The sequence below is a fragment of the Nocardia carnea genome (genome assembly GCF_029868855.1).
Lineage (GTDB): Bacteria > Actinomycetota > Actinomycetes > Mycobacteriales > Mycobacteriaceae > Nocardia > Nocardia carnea_A.
Genome location: NZ_JARWOV010000231.1, coordinates 16,244 through 34,369, shown reverse-complemented (window position 1 = coordinate 34,369; position 18,126 = coordinate 16,244). Strand labels below are relative to the sequence as shown.

The 18,126-nt window shown below is 68.3% G+C and carries 15 protein-coding genes; 7 read left to right on the top strand and 8 right to left on the bottom strand.

Going from position 1 to position 18,126, the window contains the following annotated elements; translation table 11 throughout:
* Positions 1–9: 9 nt before the first annotated feature.
* Positions 10–912 carry a hypothetical protein gene (locus QH195_RS22440; protein WP_280436887.1) on the bottom strand — a complete coding sequence of 301 codons (903 nt, stop codon included), beginning with the start codon at positions 910–912 and terminating at the stop codon, positions 10–12.
* A 453-nt stretch (positions 913–1,365) separates the two neighbouring features.
* Between QH195_RS22440 and QH195_RS22435 the strand changes: the two genes are divergently transcribed.
* The 4 genes from QH195_RS22435 (at position 1,366) to QH195_RS22420 (ending at position 6,613) form a co-directional block, all read left to right on the top strand.
* Entirely contained in the window at positions 1,366–2,757 is a 1,392-nt protein-coding gene (locus tag QH195_RS22435; RefSeq protein WP_280436886.1) for a hypothetical protein, read from the top strand.
* A 69-nt stretch (positions 2,758–2,826) separates the two neighbouring features.
* Positions 2,827–4,071, top strand: coding sequence for an AAA family ATPase (locus QH195_RS22430; RefSeq protein ID WP_280436885.1), 1,245 nt, complete (start codon positions 2,827–2,829; stop codon positions 4,069–4,071).
* Positions 4,068–5,303: a vWA domain-containing protein gene (locus QH195_RS22425; protein WP_280436884.1), complete on the top strand. Its 1,236-nt coding sequence runs from the start codon at positions 4,068–4,070 to the stop codon at positions 5,301–5,303. The genes QH195_RS22430 and QH195_RS22425 overlap by 4 nt, the downstream gene beginning before the upstream one ends.
* A 236-nt stretch (positions 5,304–5,539) precedes the next feature.
* Positions 5,540–6,613, top strand: a complete 1,074-nt coding sequence (locus QH195_RS22420) for a fatty acid desaturase family protein (RefSeq protein WP_280436883.1) — start codon at positions 5,540–5,542, stop codon at positions 6,611–6,613.
* Positions 6,614–6,792: 179 nt separating this feature from the next.
* On the opposite strand, the gene QH195_RS22415 is transcribed toward QH195_RS22420, so the two are convergent.
* Positions 6,793–8,337, bottom strand: a complete 1,545-nt coding sequence (locus QH195_RS22415) for an acyl-CoA carboxylase subunit beta (protein ID WP_280423458.1) — start codon at positions 8,335–8,337, stop codon at positions 6,793–6,795.
* Positions 8,338–8,607: 270 nt separating this feature from the next.
* Here QH195_RS22415 and QH195_RS22410 point away from each other — a divergent pair, with 270 nt between their 5' ends.
* Both QH195_RS22410 and QH195_RS22405 read left to right on the top strand, forming a co-directional pair.
* Positions 8,608–10,110 carry an alpha/beta hydrolase gene (locus tag QH195_RS22410; RefSeq protein ID WP_280436882.1) on the top strand — a complete coding sequence of 501 codons (1,503 nt, stop codon included), beginning with the start codon at positions 8,608–8,610 and terminating at the stop codon, positions 10,108–10,110.
* Between the two features lie 63 nt (positions 10,111–10,173).
* The gene (locus QH195_RS22405; protein ID WP_280436881.1) at positions 10,174–10,899 is read left to right on the top strand and encodes a MerR family transcriptional regulator; all 726 of its coding nucleotides are present in this window, start codon (positions 10,174–10,176) and stop codon (positions 10,897–10,899) included.
* Positions 10,900–10,934: 35 nt separating this feature from the next.
* Here QH195_RS22405 and QH195_RS22400 read toward each other — a convergent pair whose 3' ends face one another.
* Genes QH195_RS22400 through QH195_RS22390 form a run of 3 tightly spaced genes read right to left on the bottom strand, consistent with a single transcriptional unit; the run spans position 10,935 to position 14,013 of the window.
* Positions 10,935–11,966, bottom strand: coding sequence for a FecCD family ABC transporter permease (locus QH195_RS22400; protein WP_280423461.1), 1,032 nt, complete (start codon positions 11,964–11,966; stop codon positions 10,935–10,937).
* Positions 11,963–13,009, bottom strand: coding sequence for an iron chelate uptake ABC transporter family permease subunit (locus tag QH195_RS22395; protein WP_280436880.1), 1,047 nt, complete (start codon positions 13,007–13,009; stop codon positions 11,963–11,965). Before QH195_RS22395 ends, QH195_RS22400 begins: the two co-directional genes overlap by 4 nt.
* Before the next feature lie 20 nt (positions 13,010–13,029).
* Positions 13,030–14,013 (bottom strand): ABC transporter substrate-binding protein, encoded by a 984-nt coding sequence (locus tag QH195_RS22390; RefSeq protein ID WP_280436879.1) that lies wholly within the window; start codon positions 14,011–14,013, stop codon positions 13,030–13,032.
* A 149-nt stretch (positions 14,014–14,162) separates the two neighbouring features.
* On the opposite strand from QH195_RS22390, the gene QH195_RS22385 reads away from it, so the two are divergent.
* Positions 14,163–14,942, top strand: a complete 780-nt coding sequence (locus tag QH195_RS22385) for a helix-turn-helix domain-containing protein (protein WP_280436878.1) — start codon at positions 14,163–14,165, stop codon at positions 14,940–14,942.
* 136 nt (positions 14,943–15,078) lie between these two features.
* Here QH195_RS22385 and QH195_RS22380 read toward each other — a convergent pair whose 3' ends face one another.
* From QH195_RS22380 to QH195_RS22370, 3 genes are all read right to left on the bottom strand, one after another.
* Entirely contained in the window at positions 15,079–15,543 is a 465-nt protein-coding gene (locus QH195_RS22380) for a RidA family protein (RefSeq protein WP_280436877.1), read from the bottom strand.
* An 81-nt stretch (positions 15,544–15,624) separates the two neighbouring features.
* Positions 15,625–17,274, bottom strand: a complete 1,650-nt coding sequence (locus QH195_RS22375) for a M24 family metallopeptidase (protein WP_280436876.1) — start codon at positions 17,272–17,274, stop codon at positions 15,625–15,627.
* A gap of 56 nt (positions 17,275–17,330) precedes the next feature.
* Positions 17,331–18,110: an ABC transporter ATP-binding protein gene (locus QH195_RS22370; protein ID WP_280423467.1), complete on the bottom strand. Its 780-nt coding sequence runs from the start codon at positions 18,108–18,110 to the stop codon at positions 17,331–17,333.
* Between the last annotated feature and the right edge of the window lie 16 nt (positions 18,111–18,126).

Below are 18,126 nucleotides of genomic sequence, written 5' to 3'. Positions count from 1 at the left end.
TGTTTCGGGTCAGTGGCCGGCGAGTGGTGCGTTCAGGGTGAACGCCGCGGTCCGCACGATCCCCTGGTGCTGGAAATCGAGGAACAACCGGTAGATTCCCGGTCCGGGTACGACGGTATGGAAATCGATTCCGGGTCCGGCCGGTGTGATTCCGTCCCCGGGCTCGCCGCTGGGGTGGACGTGGACGTAGGCGAGGTCGCCGGCGCGCAGTACCACCAGGTGTCCGTACGCGCCGAGGTAGGGGTCCAGATCGGTGACCGGTGCCCCGTCTTTGTCGACGGTGAACGTCAGTATGCGGCCCACTCCGGGGGCTGGATCGCCCTCGACGGTGACGTTGTAGCCGTCGACCGTGACAGTCCGTTCCGTGGCGGGGGTGGGGCGGGGGTCGTAGTGCCCCGCGACGGCGAGGTCGGCACCGAGGGTGAGGGTGCGTCCGAGTTCCCGCGGTGCGATATCGGTGAAGACGCGGTAGGCGCCGGGCTCGGTCACGTCGAGGCGAATCGACCAGGTGCCGTGCTCGTCGCGGACCGGGTGCACATGCTGGAAGCCCGTCAGTTCACGGCGTGCCACGATCAGATGTAGTTCGCGCTCGTGGATGGGGGTGAAGCCGGTGACCACCCCGCCGTCCGGGCCGAGGATCCGGAACCGGAGATCTATCGCACCGGCGTCGACGATCGGGGTTTCCAGCGCGAGGGTGTAACCCGCTTCGGTGATCTGCAACCCACCAGGGGGTGTGGCGGTGTGTGTGGCGTGGGCGTCCGGTGCGTGGTGTGTGTGCCCGCCCGAGGTTTCCGATGCGTGGTGTGCATGGATGCGGTGGGCGTCCGAGGTGTGGTGGATGTTGTGGTCGCTGTGGGTGTCAGTGGTGTGGTGTGCGTGGGCGGTGTGATCGGCGTGGGCTGTGGCGTTCATCGCGGGCCTCCTGGGGCTCTATCTCTGTTCGACACCGGGAACATTAATACCCCCGGGGGGTATATGCAAGGTTTGATTTCATCCTGCTCGATACGGGCGCTGCACAGCGTCCCCGATGCCCTTGTAGGGCCGTTTGGCCGCCGCTCGATTTCGAGCTCGAGCTGCGTCGAGTTGTCGAGTCCGGTCGTGCCGGGGGCGCCGGCACCCTCCTGGTATACGGCCGGACGGTATGGGCGGCTGTCACAATGGCCCGCCTCCCGGGGGCGGCTCGAACGGCGGAGGGGATCCGCCGGTGCGCAGTCCGCCCGCTTCGACGGACATTGCGGTCCGTCCCTGTCCGAGCGCCGGATCAGGGTATGGATGGCCGGGTCCGGCCCCGAACGTTATGATCAATTCCGTGATGACTCGTTCCGAGCAAAGATTGGGGGTCCCTTTCGTGCCAGGTGAGTGCTGATGCGCACTCCGGACACGATGGGGAACGATTCCCGCCTTTCCTTCTGGCTGCGCGTGCGTGAGTTCGCCGTGCCGCCCTCCATGATCGAGACCGCGACCGCCCGGCGAAACGCCGGAGACTGGGCGGGGGCATGTGCCGCAGCGGGTTTCGATGTCGATATCGATGTGCGGGCGCTGGCCCGTAGACACGGCCGTGCCGTCACGGACTGTGTGCGTGCGGATCTGCGCCGGCTGGCTCCCGACCTGTTGCGCTGGCATCTGCCCCGGGTCGCGCCGGACGGTTTACTCCGGCCGGGTACGACCGTTCTGCTGGCTCGATACGATCTGCCGGATTCCCGAAGCCCTTGTGGCGAAATAAATTCGGTGCATCTCGTGGCCCGGACCGCTCCGGCATGGGCGGATGCCGGTCAACGGATCGGCCTCGCACTGTGGGACGGGTCCGGCTCCGGCCCGCATCCGCATCCGCATCCACGGCCCGACCGTCGTTTCCGGCTCGACCTCCACCGCCATCTGTGGGATGCGAGCAGGGTCCATGAGTTCGGAATCCGTTCCGGGGCACGCCGGCTCGAAGGTCCGTGTTCCGTCGATCCCGGACTGACCGACCGGGCTCCCGCGGGTTGCGCCGTGGACAGATGGGCAGCCGAGGCAGCGATACTGCTGCGTGCCGAAGGCCGGTCGGACGGGCCGCTGCGGATTCGGTTCGGGACGCGGCGCCAACGGGTCGTGGAGCTGTCCGCGGACGGCAACGGACCGCCCGCGCTGCGGAACGCGGAGTCCTATCCGCGTAGTGGGGTGTCCGCGCTGCCGGTGCTGCCCGATGCGGCGACCTGGACGCTGCCCGATCTGCAGTTGCTCCGGGCCGGGGCGATAACGGCCGACCGGCTGCATCCGCTGGTGGCCTCCGCACTGGTACCGGAGTGGTCACCGGCCGAATCGCGCCGTGATCAGGAGCCGGGCGACCGGCCGTTCCTGGTGGAGTGCCGGGGTGAACAGCACCGGATCGGGCTGGTCGACGGGGTGCTGGCCGCGCTCGATCACGATCCGGCGGAGATCCGGCGGGAGGAACTGCTGGTCGCCCTGACCGGTACTCCGCTGCCGTGCCTGCGGGCCATCGATCGGGCCCACCGCCACCCGGACTGTCTCGCCGGTGTCCGGGAGCGTCTGGATCACGGCGATACCGCGGGTGCGCTGGCCGTTGTCGAGGGCCTGCTCGGCCCCGGTGCGGTATTGCGCGACGGGCCGCTGCGGGACGCGTTGGCGGCGTCCGCGCAACGGCGGATCACCTACGGATTGTTCCGGGCCGGGCTTACCGGCTACGGGCCGCCACGTAGCCGGCGCGACTCCCGGCCCAGCGATCGCCGCTCGCACCCGCGTAACGCAAACATGCGCTGAGCCGGCCGTATTCGGTTCAGCACATCCTCGACGTCATTCACTTCGACCGAAACACAAGGTGATTCATAGATGACTGCATTTCTTCGCGCGCCGATCTCGGACCGCACCCGCCCTGCCGAACTCGATATCGCCGGCGAACTGCTGGCCATGCTCGGCGACGTCACCACCGAACCCCGCCCCGACAACCAATTGGAGGCACTGACCCTGGCCGTGGCCGCCGACCTGCCGGTGTTGCTCTGGGGTGAGCCGGGAATCGGCAAAACCGCTGCCCTCACCCAGCTCGCCGAATCGCTGGACCTCCCGCTGACCACGGTGATCGCGAGCGTGCACGAACCGTCGGATTTCTCGGGTCTGCCCATCATCGGCGACGATCCGGCCGAACACGGTGTGCCGATGGCGCCGCCCGACTGGGCGGTCCGGCTCGTGCGATCCGGTCGCGGGCTGCTGTTCCTGGACGAACTGTCGACGGCGCCACCCGCAGTACAGGCCGCCTTGCTGCGCCTGGTGCTGGAACGTCGCATCGGCGCACTGCAATTACCACCCGGAGTCCGTATCGTGGCCGCCGCCAACCCGCGGTCCTCGGCCGCCGACGGCTGGGAGCTGAGCCCACCGCTGGCCAACCGGTTCGTGCACCTGCAGTGGGCCCACGACCACGATGTGGTCGTACGTGGTCTCGGCGGAACCTGGCCGCGTGCGACACTTCCCCGGCTGGCACCGGAAAAGTTCGCGGAGGCAGTGGCTTTCGCTCGGCGCGCCGTATGCGGGTTACTCGCGGCCCGTCCCGCGCTCGTCCATCAGCTGCCGAGCAGTGAGACCCGCCGCGGTGGTGCCTGGCCCTCACCGCGGAGCTGGGATATGACACTGCGGCTGATCGCTTTCGCGACCGCGGCCGGGTCGTCGAAAGATGTGCTCTCCCTGTTGGTGCGGGGCACGGTCGGGGACGGACCGGGTTTCGAACTGCTGGCGAGTATGGACCGGATGGACCTCCCGGATCCCGAGGCGCTGCTCGCCGATCCGGCCGCCGCCGAGCTACCGGACCGCGGTGATCTGCGTCAGGCCGTGCTCGACGCAGTAGTGGCGGCCGTCCGCCGGCTGCCGTCGGAGGCCCGCTGGGATGCGGCCTGGGCATTGCTGGTGCGGGCGGTGGAAACGGGTGCGCCGGATCTGGTGGTCGTTCCGGCGACCACTCTGGCCACCTTGCGCCGGGACGATTGGGTGGTGCCGCCGGCGATCGAAGAACTCGCCGCAATGGTGGCGGTATCCCAGGGCGCCGATCATGCCGCCGCCCGGGTCGCCGTGAAGGTGAGCCGATGACCGGCTCGTCGGCGCTCGATTTCGGCAAACTGTTCACCGCCCGCCTGCAGGCCGCCCGCGCCCGGCCCTATCTGGCGACCGCCCTGTATGCGCTGCATATCGTGGAGTCGCGGGATGCCCCGACGATGGGGGTGGACCGGTACTGGCGCTGCTACGTTTCGCCCGCTTTCGTGGACTGCACGCCCGTGGAGGAACTGGCCTCCGTACTCGTGCACGAGGTCTCCCATCTGCTGCGCGACCACCACCGTCGTAGCGACCGGTTCGCCCGCGCCCACGAGCTCACGGGTCCGGCGGAACGTTTGCGGATGAATATCGCCGCGGACGCCGAGATCAACGACGACGCGTTCGGCGACGGGTTGGTCCGGCCCGCGGGAGCGGTACTGCCGGCGACGCTGGGTCTGTCCCGCGGTGCACTCATGGAGGACTACCTGCGCCAATTCCGCCTCGGGCCGCTCACCCAGGAACTGGCCTGGCTGGACTGCGGTAGCGGCGCCGACGGAGCGGACCGCGAATGGGAGCTGGGACCCGACGGCGCGGACGGCCTCAGCGAACAGGAACGCGAAGCGGTCCGGTTCCGCGTCGCCCAGGGTATCGCCGGCCGTCCGGGCAACGCGTCCAAGGCGTGGCGCCGCTGGGCGGACGAGGCGTTGCATCCGCCGCAACCGTGGCGGGACCTGCTGGGCGCGGCACTTCGTTCGGCTGCCTCGGCTCCCGGTCTCGGCGAGGACTACACGTACGGCAGACCGGCGCGGCGCTCGGCCGGGTTGCCCGGGGTGGTGCTGCCGAGTCTGCGGCGCACACCACCCCGGGTCAGCGTGATCATCGATACATCGGGGTCGGTCAGCGACGCGGAACTGGGCAGCGCGCTGCTCGAGGTGGCCGCCATCGCCCGCGCCGTCGGCGGGCGCCGGGATCTGGTCACCGTGCTCTCCTGCGATGCGGCGGCACGGGTCGCGCACCCACTGTGCCGTGCCGAGGGGATACCGCTGGTGGGCGGTGGTGGTACGGATCTGCGCACGGGTTTCGCCAAGGCGCTGCGCGCCCGGCCGCGCCCCGATGTGCTGGTGGTGCTGACCGACGGCCAGACCCCCTGGCCGAGCGACCGGCCGGGGTGCCGGACGGTGGTCGGGCTGTTCCGCCGGGACCCGGGATGGCAGGAACACGACCTCGACTACATTCCGGACCGGCCACCGGCATGGGCCCGGGTGGTGGAGATCGCAACGGCGGCCTGACCCGGCGGCCGTTCCGGGATCCGTGGTGGGCGGCCTCTCACACCGCAGTGCTACTCCCGTGCGATACCGCAGGATTACCCGCAACGAGAATCCGGCCGATAGGTTCGGGGTATCGAATTCGTCACCCGCCCCGACGCACCGAGCAGTACCCACTGGATACGGACCCCGATCGCCAGCGGTTGTTCGTCACAGAAACGGGCGGAGGTGGGTTCCCACCCCGACTCTCAGGAAGATCTATGACGACACCTGCCTTGGTTCAAGAGCCGGCTCCCCGATCGGCGCGGCGCGGCGCCGACGGCGATTACGCCCGTCTGCTGCGCCGGATCTCCGCCGCCGGACTGATGGAACGGCGCCCCGGTTACTACGCCGCCCGGCTCGGTCTGGTCGGGTTCGCGTTCGTGGCCGGCTGGGTGGCGTTCGTCCTCGTCGGCGATTCGTGGTGGACGCTGCTGATCGCGGCGGTCATGGCCGTCACCTTCGCCCAGGTCGCGCTCGTCATGCACGATGTCGCGCACCGTCAGGTTTTCCGGTTGCGACGGCCGACCGAGATCGTGGGCCGAATCGCCGGCAATGCCGGTATCGGCCTGGGCTACGGCTGGTGGCAGGACAAGCACACCCGCCATCACGCGAATCCGAATCATGAGGAACTCGATCCCGATGTCGCACCCGACATTCTCGTGTGGTCGCAGCAGCAGGCCCGCAACAGCCGCGGGCCCGCCCGGCTCATCGGTCGGGCGCAGGCGTTCCTGTTCTTCCCGCTGCTCCTGCTGGAGGGCTTGAACCTGCATGTGGCGGGCGTGCGTGCGCTACGGAATCGGTCGATCAAGAACCGTGTGCTCGAGGGCGGACTGCTGTTCGCCCATTTCGCTGTCTATCTGGGTGCGCTGTTCGCCGTGCTGCCCGCCGATAAAGCCCTCGCGTTCTTCGCCGTCCACCAAGCGCTGTTCGGCGTGTACATGGGCTGCACCTTCGCGCCGAACCACAAGGGTATGCCGACCCTGACCGGCGACGACCGCCCCGATTACCTGCGCCGCCAGGTGCTGACCTCCCGCAACGTCCGGGGTGGAGCGCTGACCGATATCGCCCTGGGCGGGCTCAACTATCAGATCGAACACCACCTGTTCCCGAGCATGCCGACCCCCAATCTGCGGCGCGCCCAGGTGATCGTCCGCGACTATTGCGCCGAAATCGGTGTGCCGTACCACGAGACCGGGCTGATCGCCTCGTACCGGGAGGCGCTCCGGCATCTGCACCACGTCGGCGCACCTCTGCGCGCCGCCGAACGCTCGTCGGCCGCCGAGCTCCGCTAGAGACGCTCGACGGCGGTCCGGGCCCGGTGGTGCCGCGCCGAATGGATCGGCGCCGCAGGCGAAAAGCGGCGAGCACCGATCCCGGACCGCCGGCTCGATTACTGTCACCAGGCGCAGGGAAGGCGGCCGCGGAGATCACCCGCCGAAACCGGGATCCTCCCGCGGCGACCGGCGCGGAATCACAGGGGCAGCAGATGATGCTTTCGCGGGTAGCGGATGACCTTCTTGTCGCGCAGCAGGTGCAGCGCCCGGCGGAGCTCCAGCCGGGTGGCCGACGGCTCGATCACGGCGTCTATATAGCCGCGTTCGGCCGCGATCCACGGGGTCGCGACGGTGGCGTTGTAGAAGTCGATCATCTGCTGCCGGAGCCCGGCACGCTGATCCTCCGGGGTGGCGTCGAGGATCTTGCGCTGGGTCAGGCCCACAGCGCTTTCCGCGCCCATGACCGCGATCCGCGCAGTGGGCCAGGCCAGATACACATCGCAGCCGAGCGCCTTGGCCCCCATGACGGCCCATCCGCCGCCGTAGGCCTTGCGCACCACCACCGTCACCTTGGGGACCGTGGCCTCCACGTAGGCGAACAGGAATCGGCCGCCGCGTTTGATGACGCCCTGCTTCTCCTGTTCCACCCCGGGCAGGAATCCGGGTGTGTCGACCACCAGTACCAGCGGGATCTCGAAGGCATTGCAGATGTGGATGAAATGCGCTGCCTTGTCACCGGCCTTGGCGTCGAGCGCGCCCGCCAGCACGGTCGGCTGATTGGCGACCACACCCACCGGCCGGCCGTCGACACGGGCGAATCCGGTGATCAGGTTCGTGGTGGCGGCCGCACCGATCTCGTGGAACTCGCCGTCGTCGAAGATCCGCAACAACACTTCGTGCATATCGTAGACAGCGTTGTCCGAGTCGGGGACCAGCGTGTTCAGCGCCAGATCGGATTCGGTGACCGCCGGTTCCAGGCCGGGGTTCACGACCGGCGGTAGTTCGGAGAAGCTCGACGGCAGGTAGCTCAGATAGTTGCGGACCCAGGCGAACGCCGCCGCCTCGTCCTTGGCGATATGGTGGATATTGCCGTAGGCGGCCTGGTTGTAGGCCCCGCCCAGCTCCTCCATGTCCACCTTCTCGCCGATGGCGTCCTCGAGGATCTTGGGCCCGGTGACGAACATATGCGCACTCTCGGTGGCGACCACGACATCGGTGCAGATCGGCTGGTACACCGCGCCGGCGGCACAGTTGCCCAGGATGAGCGAAACCATCGGCACCGCACCCGACAGCGGTTCCATCATGGTCGCCAATTCGCCGTACCAGCGCAGCGAGGTGACGGCCTCCTGCACCCGCGCGCCGCCGGAATCGTTGATACCGATCAGCGGGCAGCCCATCTTCCCCGCCAGATCCATGATCGCGGCGACCTTGCGGCCGAACATTTCCCCGATGGTGCCGCCGTACACGGTCTGGTCATGGGAGAACACGGCGACCGGCCGGCCGTCCACCAGGCCACGTCCGGTGACCACACCGTCCCCGTAGAGGGCGTCGGGATCGGTGGGATTGCGTACGAGAGCACCGATTTCGACGAAGGTACCCGGATCCAGCAGCATCTCTATCCGGTCGCGGGCGGACGGTATGCCCTTACGCGCTCGTTTGGCGGCCCCCGCCTCGCCGGCCGGCTCCTGCGCGATCTCCAGCTTCTTACGCAGGTCGGCAAGTTTTTCGGCGGTTGAACTCATCGATGACATCCAGATTTATTCCGCAGGGACGCCACACCGTGATCGGGGGCGGTAGCCACCGTACCCGGAGTCCCGCTCGTCCGGGATTGTGAGCTTTCACCGACAGTGATGTGGCGTATACGGGGGCGCGCGCCGTCGCCGCGATGGTGGCGCGGTCCGGGCAGTGCGGTGTGGGCCAGGACTCGAGATCTTGACCCTGCCCCGAGGGCACGGTGTGCAGTGGTGGTCGGCAACGCAGTTCTTGTGAGATCACCTCGGGGAGGTCTGGTTATGGATCGGAAACGGAAGGTCGGCCGTGGGGCGACCCTGGCGGTAGTGCTCGGTCTCACCGGGGCACTGGTGGGGGTGCCCCCGGTGGCCGCCGAACCCGCGGCGCAGGTGCAGTGGGGTGCCTGTCCTGCGGACGTGCCGGCCGCCCCGCCACAGTTGCAGTGCGCCACCGTGCCGGTGCCGCTGAACTACAGCGAGCCGGAGGGCGCGCAGATCGAGATCATGATCTCCCGGCTGGCGAGTACGAAACCGGACGAGCGCCGCGGTGTGCTGTTGCTGAACCCGGGTGGTCCGGGCGGGACCGGCCTGGATCAGCCCGGTTTCCTGGCCGCCCAGGGACTGCCACCCGAGGTCTTGGACAGCTATGACCTGATCGGGATCGACACTCGCGGAGTGGGGCATTCGGCGCCGGTGAGCTGTGGTTTCACCGATGATCAGGCGTACTTCGGCAATATCCCGCCCTACGCGGTGGACGACGCGGCGGTCACCGCGCAAGCCGCGATTGCCCAGGGAGTCGCCGAGCAGTGCGCGGCCAACGACCACGCGGGCCGGCTGCGGCAGTTGTCGACGGCGAATATGGCCCGCGACTTGGACCGCATACGTGCCGCGCTGGGTGAGGAGAAGGCGAGCTACCTCGGCTATTCCTACGGCACCGCCCTGGGGGCCGCGTACGCCTCGATGTTCCCCGAGCGTGCCGACCGGATCGTGCTCGACAGCAATATCGGCGACACCTTCCTCGATCACGACGGGATGCGCAGATACGGCCGCGGTATGGAGGAGACCTTCCCGGACTTCGCGAAATGGGCTGCCGCGCGGCACGACACCTATGGTCTGGGCCGCACACCCGAGGAGGTGCGCCGCACCTACTTCACACTTGCCGAGCGTCTCGACGAGAACCCGGTGGACGGGATGGACGGCGGGCTCTTCCGGTTCGCCACATTCTTCACGCTCTATCGCGAGGCATCGTACGAACCCGCGGCGCAGAGCTGGCAGTCGCTGCTCGAAACCGGGAGTCCGGGGCCCGCGGGTGGCCGGCCCCCGGGGACCGGGGCGCCTTCGCCGAACGATAACGCCTGGTCGGTCTTTCTCGCGGTGACCTGCAACGACGTCGAATGGCCCGAGGACGTCCAGGTCTACCACCGCGCCGTCGCCGAGGACCGCGAGAAGTACCCTCTCTACGGGGCGGCCGCGGCGAACATCACGCCCTGCGCCTATTGGCAGCTCGGACCGTCGGAACCGCCGGTGCGGATCGATGCCGACGGACCCGCCGACGTCCTGATCATGCAGAATCGGCGCGACCCGGTGACACCGCTGCGCGGCGGCGAGTTACTCCACGAGAAGTTCGGTGCGCGGTCCCGGCTGGTGACCGTCGACGGGAGCGGGCACGGGGTCTACGTCCTCGGCGCCAACCCCTGCGCAGCGGAAGTCGCCACCGGCTACCTGGTCGACGGCACCATGCCCCAGCAGGACGTAGCCTGCGAAAAGGCGGGCACCACGGGCTGAACACTGCGGGGACGACTCGGGTCCGGGGGAACGCGCACGGCCGCGGCAGAAGAGGAGACAGCAATGGCGTGGAGTACCCGCCGGCTCGCCGAACTGGCGGGTTCGACCGTGAAAGCCATCCGCTACTACCACGAGATCGGGTTGCTCGACGAACCGGACCGCAGGTCGAACGGATACAAGCAGTACGAGGTCCCGCACCTGGTCCGGCTGCTGCAGATCAAACGATTACGCGAACTCGGGATCCCGTTATCGCAGATCCCGGCGACGGGACAGGCAGCCGACGAGTCGGACCAGGCGCTCCGCGTACTGGACGCGGAACTGGAAGCAACTGTCGATCGACTGAACCGCATCAGAGCGGAGCTGGCAGTGCTCCTGCGCCACCGCACGCCCGCCCATACGCCGCCGGCTTTCGCGCCGACGATCGCGCAGGGGGTCCCGGAGGCACACCAGTCGATGCTTATGGTCTACTCGACCGTTCTCAGCGACCGTGCCTCGGCAGTGCTCCAGGAGATGCTCGCCGAACGGGACTCGGTCGACGTCGAATTCGAGAATCTGCCCGCCGACGCCGATGCCGCTGCCATCGAATCCCTCGCCGAGCGGATGGTGTCCGTGGTCCTGCGGAGCCGGGAGAAGTACCCGGAGTGGAAGGACCTGGCGGCGGACGCGCCGGGTGGCGCGAAGAACGCCGAGGACACCATCGCGCAAGCGATGTTCTCGCTGTACAACATGGCGCAGCTACGGGTTCTGCACGAGCTGAACATCCGGCTCGTGCGGTTGCGGCTCGCCTGACTCGGGCGGCCGGCTGTTAGGCATACGATCCGCACTCACCAGCGTCGCGACTCGCGGATGAGCAGCCAGACCAGGTATGCGCCGCCGAGGCAGACGGTGACGGCACCGACGGGAAGGTTCGCACCCGGGATCGCGTGCTGCGCCAGCAGATCCGCCGCCGACATGAGCACCGCTCCGGTGAGCGCGGCGCCGAGTGGGTCGGCCGACGCGCCGTGCCCGGTGAGCCGACCCGATATCTGCGGGGCGGCGAGCGCGATGAAGGCGACGGGTCCGGTCACCGCGGTGACGACGGCTGTGAGCAGGCTGCCGAGAACGAGTAACAGCACCTTGCTGCGTTCGACCGCGACCCCCAGCATCGCCGCGGTATCGTCGCCGAGTTCCAGTTGCCGCATTCGCCGGCCGGCCGCCGGGGCTACCAGCATGAGCCCGAATGCGGCGGCGGCCGCGAACAACACCGGCGGCCAGCTCACACCGGACAGGGTTCCCGCACCCCATACGGCGACCTGCAAGGCGACGTCCAGATCGGCCTTCACGCTGAACCAGGTGTTGACCGAGGAGAGCATGGCGCTGACCGCGATACCCACGACGATGAGCCGGATCCCGCGTACCCCCTGCCGGAACGCGAACAGGTAGACCACCGCGGCGGCACCGAGCCCGCCGAGTACCGCCCCGGCCGCCTGGGCGCCGAAGCCGGTGGCTCCCAGCGTCAGCGCGCACACGACTCCGGTGTAGGCGCCTGTGTTCAACCCGATGACATCCGGGCTGCCCAGGGGATTGCGGGTCAGGGATTGGAAAATCGCTCCGCTCAGTCCGAGGCACGCGCCGAACACCACGGCGGCCACCGCCCGTGGCGCCCGCCATTCGAGCACGACGAGCCGGTCGGCCGGGTTCGCCTGCGGGCCCAGCGCGGCGAGCACGTCGCCGGGGGAGAGGGCGCGGGTGCCGAGCATCAGGGCCGCCGGCAGGCAGGCCGCCGCCGCGACGATGAGGAGCAGCCCGACGACGAAAGCCCTGGTCGTGGTGCGGCGGCTGAACGATCCGGTGCGCAGGACGAGAACGCGGCTCATGGGGCGCCTGCTCTGCTGCGCCGGATCAATGCGATGAGTACGGGGGCGCCCAGGAAGGCGGTGACGACACCGACCTGGAGTTCGGCGGGCCGGATGATCACTCGGCCGAGGACATCGGAGAGCAGGATGAGCACCGGGGCGAGAACGAGTGTGAAGGGCAGGATCCAGCGCTGGTCGGGACCCGTGACCCAGCGGACCGCGTGCGGGATCATCAGCCCGACGAACACGATCGGCCCCGCCGCCGCGGTCGCTGCCCCGCACAGCAGAGTCACCGCGACCACCGCGACGACGCGGACCAGGGCGAGCCGCACACCGACCGCCGCGGCGAGTTCGTCGCCCAGCGCGAGGGCGTTGAGCGAGCGGGCGCAGGCGAACGCCAGGACGAGCCCGGCGACGATGAACGGCCAGATCATCTGGATGGTCCCGGCCGGACGGTCGGCGATCGTGCCCGCGTCCCAGAACCGCATCCGGTCGAACGTTTCCGGGTCGAGTAGCGCCATCGTCTTGGTCGCCCCGGTGAGAACGGCGCCGAGCGCGACCCCGACGAGGGTCAACCGCAGCGGGTTCGCTCCGCCCGGCGCGCGCGCCGCGATCCCGTACACGAGCGCGGCAGACAGCACTGCCCCCACGAAGCCGAACCAGAGGTACTGCTCGATCCGGGTCAGCCCGAACACGGCCACGCCGAGCACGATGGCGAAACCGGCGCCGCCGTTCAGGCCGAGGATCCCCGGATCCGCCAGCGGGTTACGGGTCAGGCCCTGGATGAGCGCGCCGGCGATGCCCAGCGCGGCACCGACCAGCACCCCGAGGATCGTGCGCGGGACGCGCAGGGTGCGGACCGTCAGGTGATCGATACTGCCGTCCGGCGCGGTCAGGGCGTCCCACACGGTGGCCGGCGGCAGGTTCGCCGAACCCACCGCGATACTTGCCACGATCGCGACCGCGAGCACGACCAGCGACACCACGAACCAGCCCAGCCGGTGCGAGGGCCGGCCGAGTGGACGTGGTGGTGCGCCGGCCGGAGCCGGCCGGGGTGCGGCCATCGTCACGGTAACCCGCCGGTCTAGGCGAACTGCTTCTCGACGAGATCCAGCAGGGCCATCGCCTCGTCGTAGTCGCCGCGCACGGCCCAGTAGGGCAGGCCGTAGGCGTGACCCCCGGCGAACGCGGGAAGTTTCGCGTACACGGGCTGCTTCGACAAGGTGGCGATGTCGGTGGTGTCGGCATTGAATCCCGCGACGAACACCGTCGGCGTCGTCACCAGCTGACCGACCTGTTCCGTGGACAGTTCCGCCATATCCCCACCCGGTTTGTACGGCTGCAGGCCGTTCCTCTCGACCAGTGGCGCAGGCTGCAGGCCCACCTCGGCCAGCGTCTGCGGTAGGCCCATGTTCTCGAACAGCAGATACGGGCTGTTGTCCGCGGTGATCGTCAGATAGGCGACCGGACCCGGCGGCGGGGTGATCGCCTGCTTCACATCGGCGACCCGCTTGTCGTAATCGGCGACGAAACCGTCGTAGACGTCCTGCTTACCGAACACGTCCTTCGCCAGGAAGCCGAACTGTTCCTGCCAGGTGGCCAGCGTATTGCTCACGATCACAGTGGGCGCGACAGCGCGGAGCCGGTCGTAGGCCTTGGTGGCCAGCACGCCCGGGAGGCCGTATCCGCCAGCGACGATCAGGTCCGGTTCCGCTGCGAGGACGGCCTCGTAGTCGAAACCGTCGGTGCTCCACGGCAGGAGTTGCGTGTTGTCCGCGGCGGCTTCGTCCTTCCAGAACTCCGAGAACGCGCCCTGTTTGTCGGCGTCCTCGGAAACGGTCGCGACAACGGGCACGTCGAGGTTGTAGAGGTAGCCGGCCAGCGCGTAGTTCAAGACGACGACCCGCTGCGGGTCGGCGGGCACGCTCACCTCACCCTGTGCGGTGTGCACGATCCGGGCCGGGCCGGTGTCCTCGACCGGACCGGATGCGGAGCATCCGGCCAGTGTCACGGCGGCACTTGTGAAGACGGCGGCGAGAACGGCGGAAAACCGACGGCGCGATCGCATACAACCTCGATCCAGAGCAGAACAAATCCCTCCGCGACCGAAAGCCGCGGAGGGTGGAAGTGAGGTTAGTCTAACCTTCTGAATTGCGGTGATCGCTCCCCATGCGACATCGCCCCGGCTCCGACGCGACACGATTTCAGGAGGTGAGCATGAACGCGCCCGCCGAACTCGTCTCCGCCGTGCCGGCGAATTCCATCCGGTTCCTGGGCCACGACACACACGAGCACGATGTGCCGCACCTCGTCCACATCGTCACCGGTTTCGCCGATATCGTCGCCGACGGGCAACGAATGCGCCTGCACGCGCGGGAGAACCTGTGGCTGGCGCCGCGGGTCCCGCATTCGGCCCGGCTGTCCGCGGGTGGCGTCGCACTGGGTCCGATGCTGCCGCCGCCGACCCGGCCGCAGGAGCGAGTCCGGCGGCTCGGCGTCGTCCCCGCGGTCACCGAACTGATGACGACGATCCTGGCCGCCGGCCCCGCCACCACCGACCAGATCAGGCCGTTCCGCGGCGCGCTCGACACCCTGTTGCGGTCACTGAACACGCAATACTTCCCGCTGGCGCTGCCGTCGCATCCGGTTGCGCGGGCGATCGCACACGAAACCGCCACCTCGAGCCGGACACTCGACGAACTGGCGGCCGGGCGGCATATCAGCGTCCGTCAGGTACAACGGCTCTTCCACCTCGAAACCGGTCTGACATTCACCCGGTGGCGGGCGCGGGCACGGCTCAATATCGCGATCGGCCGGCTGCGCGGCGGGGACACACTCACGGTCGCGGCCCAGCTGGCCGGCTACGCAACCCGCGGTGGTCTGCTGAAGGCCCTGCACCGGGAAACCGGAATCCCGGCCGCGCTGCTGTCCCGCGACCCGTTGGCGGCACTCGAGTCGGCTGCCCAGGTGGTTCACCGATCATCGCGGTCTGCCTGAGCACCCGCGGCGGAAGCGTGCCGGTATCCGTATCCGGCGAACAAGGCCCCGGCCGCCCTCATCCGGCCGGGGCCTCGGCCGGGAACCCGCTACGGTCCCGGTCCGTCGGTGATGTGCAGAGGATGCGGTGCTGCTGTCAGCCCGCCAGCACGGCCACTGTCGCGTCGAGTTCCACGAGCGCACCCTGCGGCAGTACATGAGCCGGTAGTGCGGTGCGCGCATGCCTGCCGGCGTCGCCCAGCACTGTGCGCAGCAGGCGCGACGCCCCGTCGGCCACCGTCGGCTGGTCCACGAACTCCGGTGAGCTCGCGATATGGATATCGAGCTTGAGAATCTGCTGGATGTTCTCCAGTCCCACGGCATCGTTCATCCGGGCCAGCAGGTTGAGGGCGGCTGTTTCGGCGGCGGCGATTCCTTCCTCGACGGTCGCGGTATCGCCGAGGCGGCCGCGCAGAATATCGCCGGTGGCGGTGCGGGAGATCTGGCCGGAGATCCAGAGCAGATCGCCCCAGCGGGTGGTTGCCTCGTACGCGTAGCGGGGCGCACCGAGGACGGGCAGCTCGAGGGACAGTGTCTCGAGCCGTTGTTTCACATCAGTCATGATGATTCCGATTCGACGGGTGGGCGCGTGCAGCGCGGTGGGAGTGGGAATCGTTGTGCGGCAAGCAGGTCGGAACCCACGTCATCGCTTGCTGACGATGTAGGTGCGGTCGCGCCCGATGTACCACAGGTCCTCGGTACCGATGGCCGCGTTCTCGTAGCGCCAGGGGATCTCGGCGGCGCCGTACGAGCCGATATCCAGGACGTGCTTGTAGCCGGGCCGCAATTCGTTCGCGAACGATTCCTGTTTGCCCATGAGGTGGCCGACATTGCGTTTGCGGTATTCGGTGTCGAAATCGATATCCGTACCCAGCATGCCGATCTCGACCATCCGGTCGAGGTGAGGTGCCAGATAACGCAGGGTCCCTTCGTGGACGTCCTCGCAGATCACACCCGGTGCGAGTTGTCCGATGATGCCTTCGCGCACCACGTCGAAGAAGAACGCGTAGGCCTCCTCGGCGGCGGGCGTGCGCGGTAGCGAACGTGCCATGTCGGAGGTGGCCACGGTGACCCCGTCGATGACGATACGTACCCCGGCGTCGAGCTGGATACAGGTCGTTTCCGCGTTGATCGGGTAATCGACGGGCGGCCCGGGGAAGAGCATCCGGTTCGACGAGTGCAGATTGGTGAAATACGGTTCCACCCCGACCGGGATCGCGTTCGCCGTGCGGAATTCGGCGATCTTGTCCAAGTAGACGGAGTAGATATCGAGTTCGGAGAACGAACATCCGGCGTCCAGGCCTTTTTCTGCCCAGGCCAGTGCCTCCTCGATCGCGAAGACGCTCGCCCGCGCGGCGATCACCTGGAACGCGAGATCTTCGTGATCGCGGATATCACGCCAATGTCCCAGGTCGCGCGACACCGGCACCAGCTCCGCATGCTCACGCTCCAGCTCGCGGGCCAGGCCGATACCGATCCACTCGTCTTCCACACCGGTGCGCGGGCCGCGGGCGAGTTCCCGCACCGCCGCACCGACGGAGGGGAATCGTCCGATCGGTGCACCGGGCCCGGCGGCACCGCCTTCGGGGACCAGCACGAGAAGTTTTCCGGAGCCGGCCAGCCATACGGCGACCGCGCCGTCCGGTTGGGCGAAACCGGTTGCTTCGGTGAAGTTCGGGGGCGCGGCGAGCAGCAGCGCGTCCAGCGAGCGGTCGTCGGCCAGGGAACGCAGTGCCGAATACCTGGTGTCTTCGGTACTGGTGAACTCCTTCTCCAGGCCCGCGAGATGCTCGACACCGTCGATGAGCCGCCGTGCGGTCTCGATGCCGGTCGCGCGCCATGCCGCGAACCGGCCGAGTACTTCGTCCGTATCGATCTCGTAGGCGGTGACCGGTGTGGGGTCCTGGTCGGCGACGGAGAGGTCCACCGACCCGGACAGCGCGAGGTAATGGCTGTAGACGACATCCGCGGCCAGCCGAACGCCCGAACCGTCTGCCAGCTCCCGGACCAGGTCGGTGAGCGAGGCCGCGGCGGGAGTGTCGGCGACGATCCGGGGATCGATCGTCACCCAGGGTGCGTAGAACTTGATCCGGTCTTTCGGAACCCCGGCCGACAGCGCGTTGCCCTGCTCCTGCTGGCGCACGAGCAGGAACTCTTCGTCGTCGGTGCGCGCGATCAGTGGGGCCACGAGCGGATAGGAATCGAGGCGGATCGCGGAGAAGAGCAGGCTTTTGCGCGCATCGAGCCCGTAGGTTCGCGCGACCTGTCCGGCGTCGGCGGTGATACTCAGCATTGCTTCCCTCATTCTCTCGGGCTTCGGTGTGGGAACAGGTTTCGGTTCCGGTGCGGTCAGCTGATTCCGGTGGTTACCCCGATATGGGATTCGATCTCCGTGACGTAATCGGAGAAAACCGGGGAGAATCGGTGCTCTTTGCCCCGTGGCCGCGGCAGGTCGATCGCGATATCGGCGACGATCCGGCCCGGCCGCCCGCCGACGACCACCACCCGGTCGCCGAGCCAGACCGCCTCGGAGATGCTGTGCGTCACGAAGAGGACACTGCATCCGGCGGCCTGCCAGATGCGCTGGATCTCGAAGTTCATCGAATCGCGGGTCATGGCGTCGAGCGCGCCGAAAGGTTCGTCCATCAGCAGTAGTTCGGGCCGGGAGACCAGCGCCCGGCAGATGGCGACCCGTTGCTGCATCCCGCCGCTGAGCTCGTAGGAGTATCGGGTGGCGCGGTCGCCGAGACCGACCATCTCGAGGAGTTCCTGGGCATAGCGGCGCGATTCGTCGGTGCGGGTGCCACGGAATTCCAACGGCAGCAGCACATTGTCGATGTTGTTGCGCCACGGCAGCAGCACCGGGCTCTGGAACACCATCGCGATATCCTCGAGGCCGTCGCTGATCGGCCGTCCTTTGACCAGGATCTCGCCCGCGGTGGGCTGCTGGAGACCCGAGATCGTTTTCAGCAGTGTGGTCTTCCCGCTGCCCGACTGTCCGACGATCGAGACGAACTGTCCCGGCTCGACATGGAAATCCAGTCCTTCGAGGACGGTGTTGTCGTGTCCGTCCCGGGACCGGTAGGTCATACCGATGTTGTTGACCGAGATGGCGTATTCGTTGTTCATAAGGCCCTCTGTCCGG

Excerpts from the sequence above, each read along its gene's own strand:
- QH195_RS22440 (WP_280436887.1), bottom strand. The coding sequence starts at position 912 with ATGAACGCCACAGCCCACGCCGATCACACCGCCCACGCACACCACACC.
- QH195_RS22435 (WP_280436886.1), top strand. The coding sequence starts at position 1,366 with ATGCGCACTCCGGACACGATGGGGAACGATTCCCGCCTTTCCTTCTGG.
- QH195_RS22430 (WP_280436885.1), top strand. The coding sequence starts at position 2,827 with ATGACTGCATTTCTTCGCGCGCCGATCTCGGACCGCACCCGCCCTGCC.
- QH195_RS22425 (WP_280436884.1), top strand. The coding sequence starts at position 4,068 with ATGACCGGCTCGTCGGCGCTCGATTTCGGCAAACTGTTCACCGCCCGC.
- QH195_RS22420 (WP_280436883.1), top strand. The coding sequence starts at position 5,540 with ATGACGACACCTGCCTTGGTTCAAGAGCCGGCTCCCCGATCGGCGCGG.
- QH195_RS22415 (WP_280423458.1), bottom strand. The coding sequence starts at position 8,337 with ATGAGTTCAACCGCCGAAAAACTTGCCGACCTGCGTAAGAAGCTGGAG.
- QH195_RS22410 (WP_280436882.1), top strand. The coding sequence starts at position 8,608 with ATGGATCGGAAACGGAAGGTCGGCCGTGGGGCGACCCTGGCGGTAGTG.
- QH195_RS22405 (WP_280436881.1), top strand. The coding sequence starts at position 10,174 with ATGGCGTGGAGTACCCGCCGGCTCGCCGAACTGGCGGGTTCGACCGTG.
- QH195_RS22400 (WP_280423461.1), bottom strand. The coding sequence starts at position 11,966 with ATGAGCCGCGTTCTCGTCCTGCGCACCGGATCGTTCAGCCGCCGCACC.
- QH195_RS22395 (WP_280436880.1), bottom strand. The coding sequence starts at position 13,009 with ATGGCCGCACCCCGGCCGGCTCCGGCCGGCGCACCACCACGTCCACTC.
- QH195_RS22390 (WP_280436879.1), bottom strand. The coding sequence starts at position 14,013 with ATGCGATCGCGCCGTCGGTTTTCCGCCGTTCTCGCCGCCGTCTTCACA.
- QH195_RS22385 (WP_280436878.1), top strand. The coding sequence starts at position 14,163 with ATGAACGCGCCCGCCGAACTCGTCTCCGCCGTGCCGGCGAATTCCATC.
- QH195_RS22380 (WP_280436877.1), bottom strand. The coding sequence starts at position 15,543 with ATGACTGATGTGAAACAACGGCTCGAGACACTGTCCCTCGAGCTGCCC.
- QH195_RS22375 (WP_280436876.1), bottom strand. The coding sequence starts at position 17,274 with ATGCTGAGTATCACCGCCGACGCCGGACAGGTCGCGCGAACCTACGGG.
- QH195_RS22370 (WP_280423467.1), bottom strand. The coding sequence starts at position 18,110 with ATGAACAACGAATACGCCATCTCGGTCAACAACATCGGTATGACCTAC.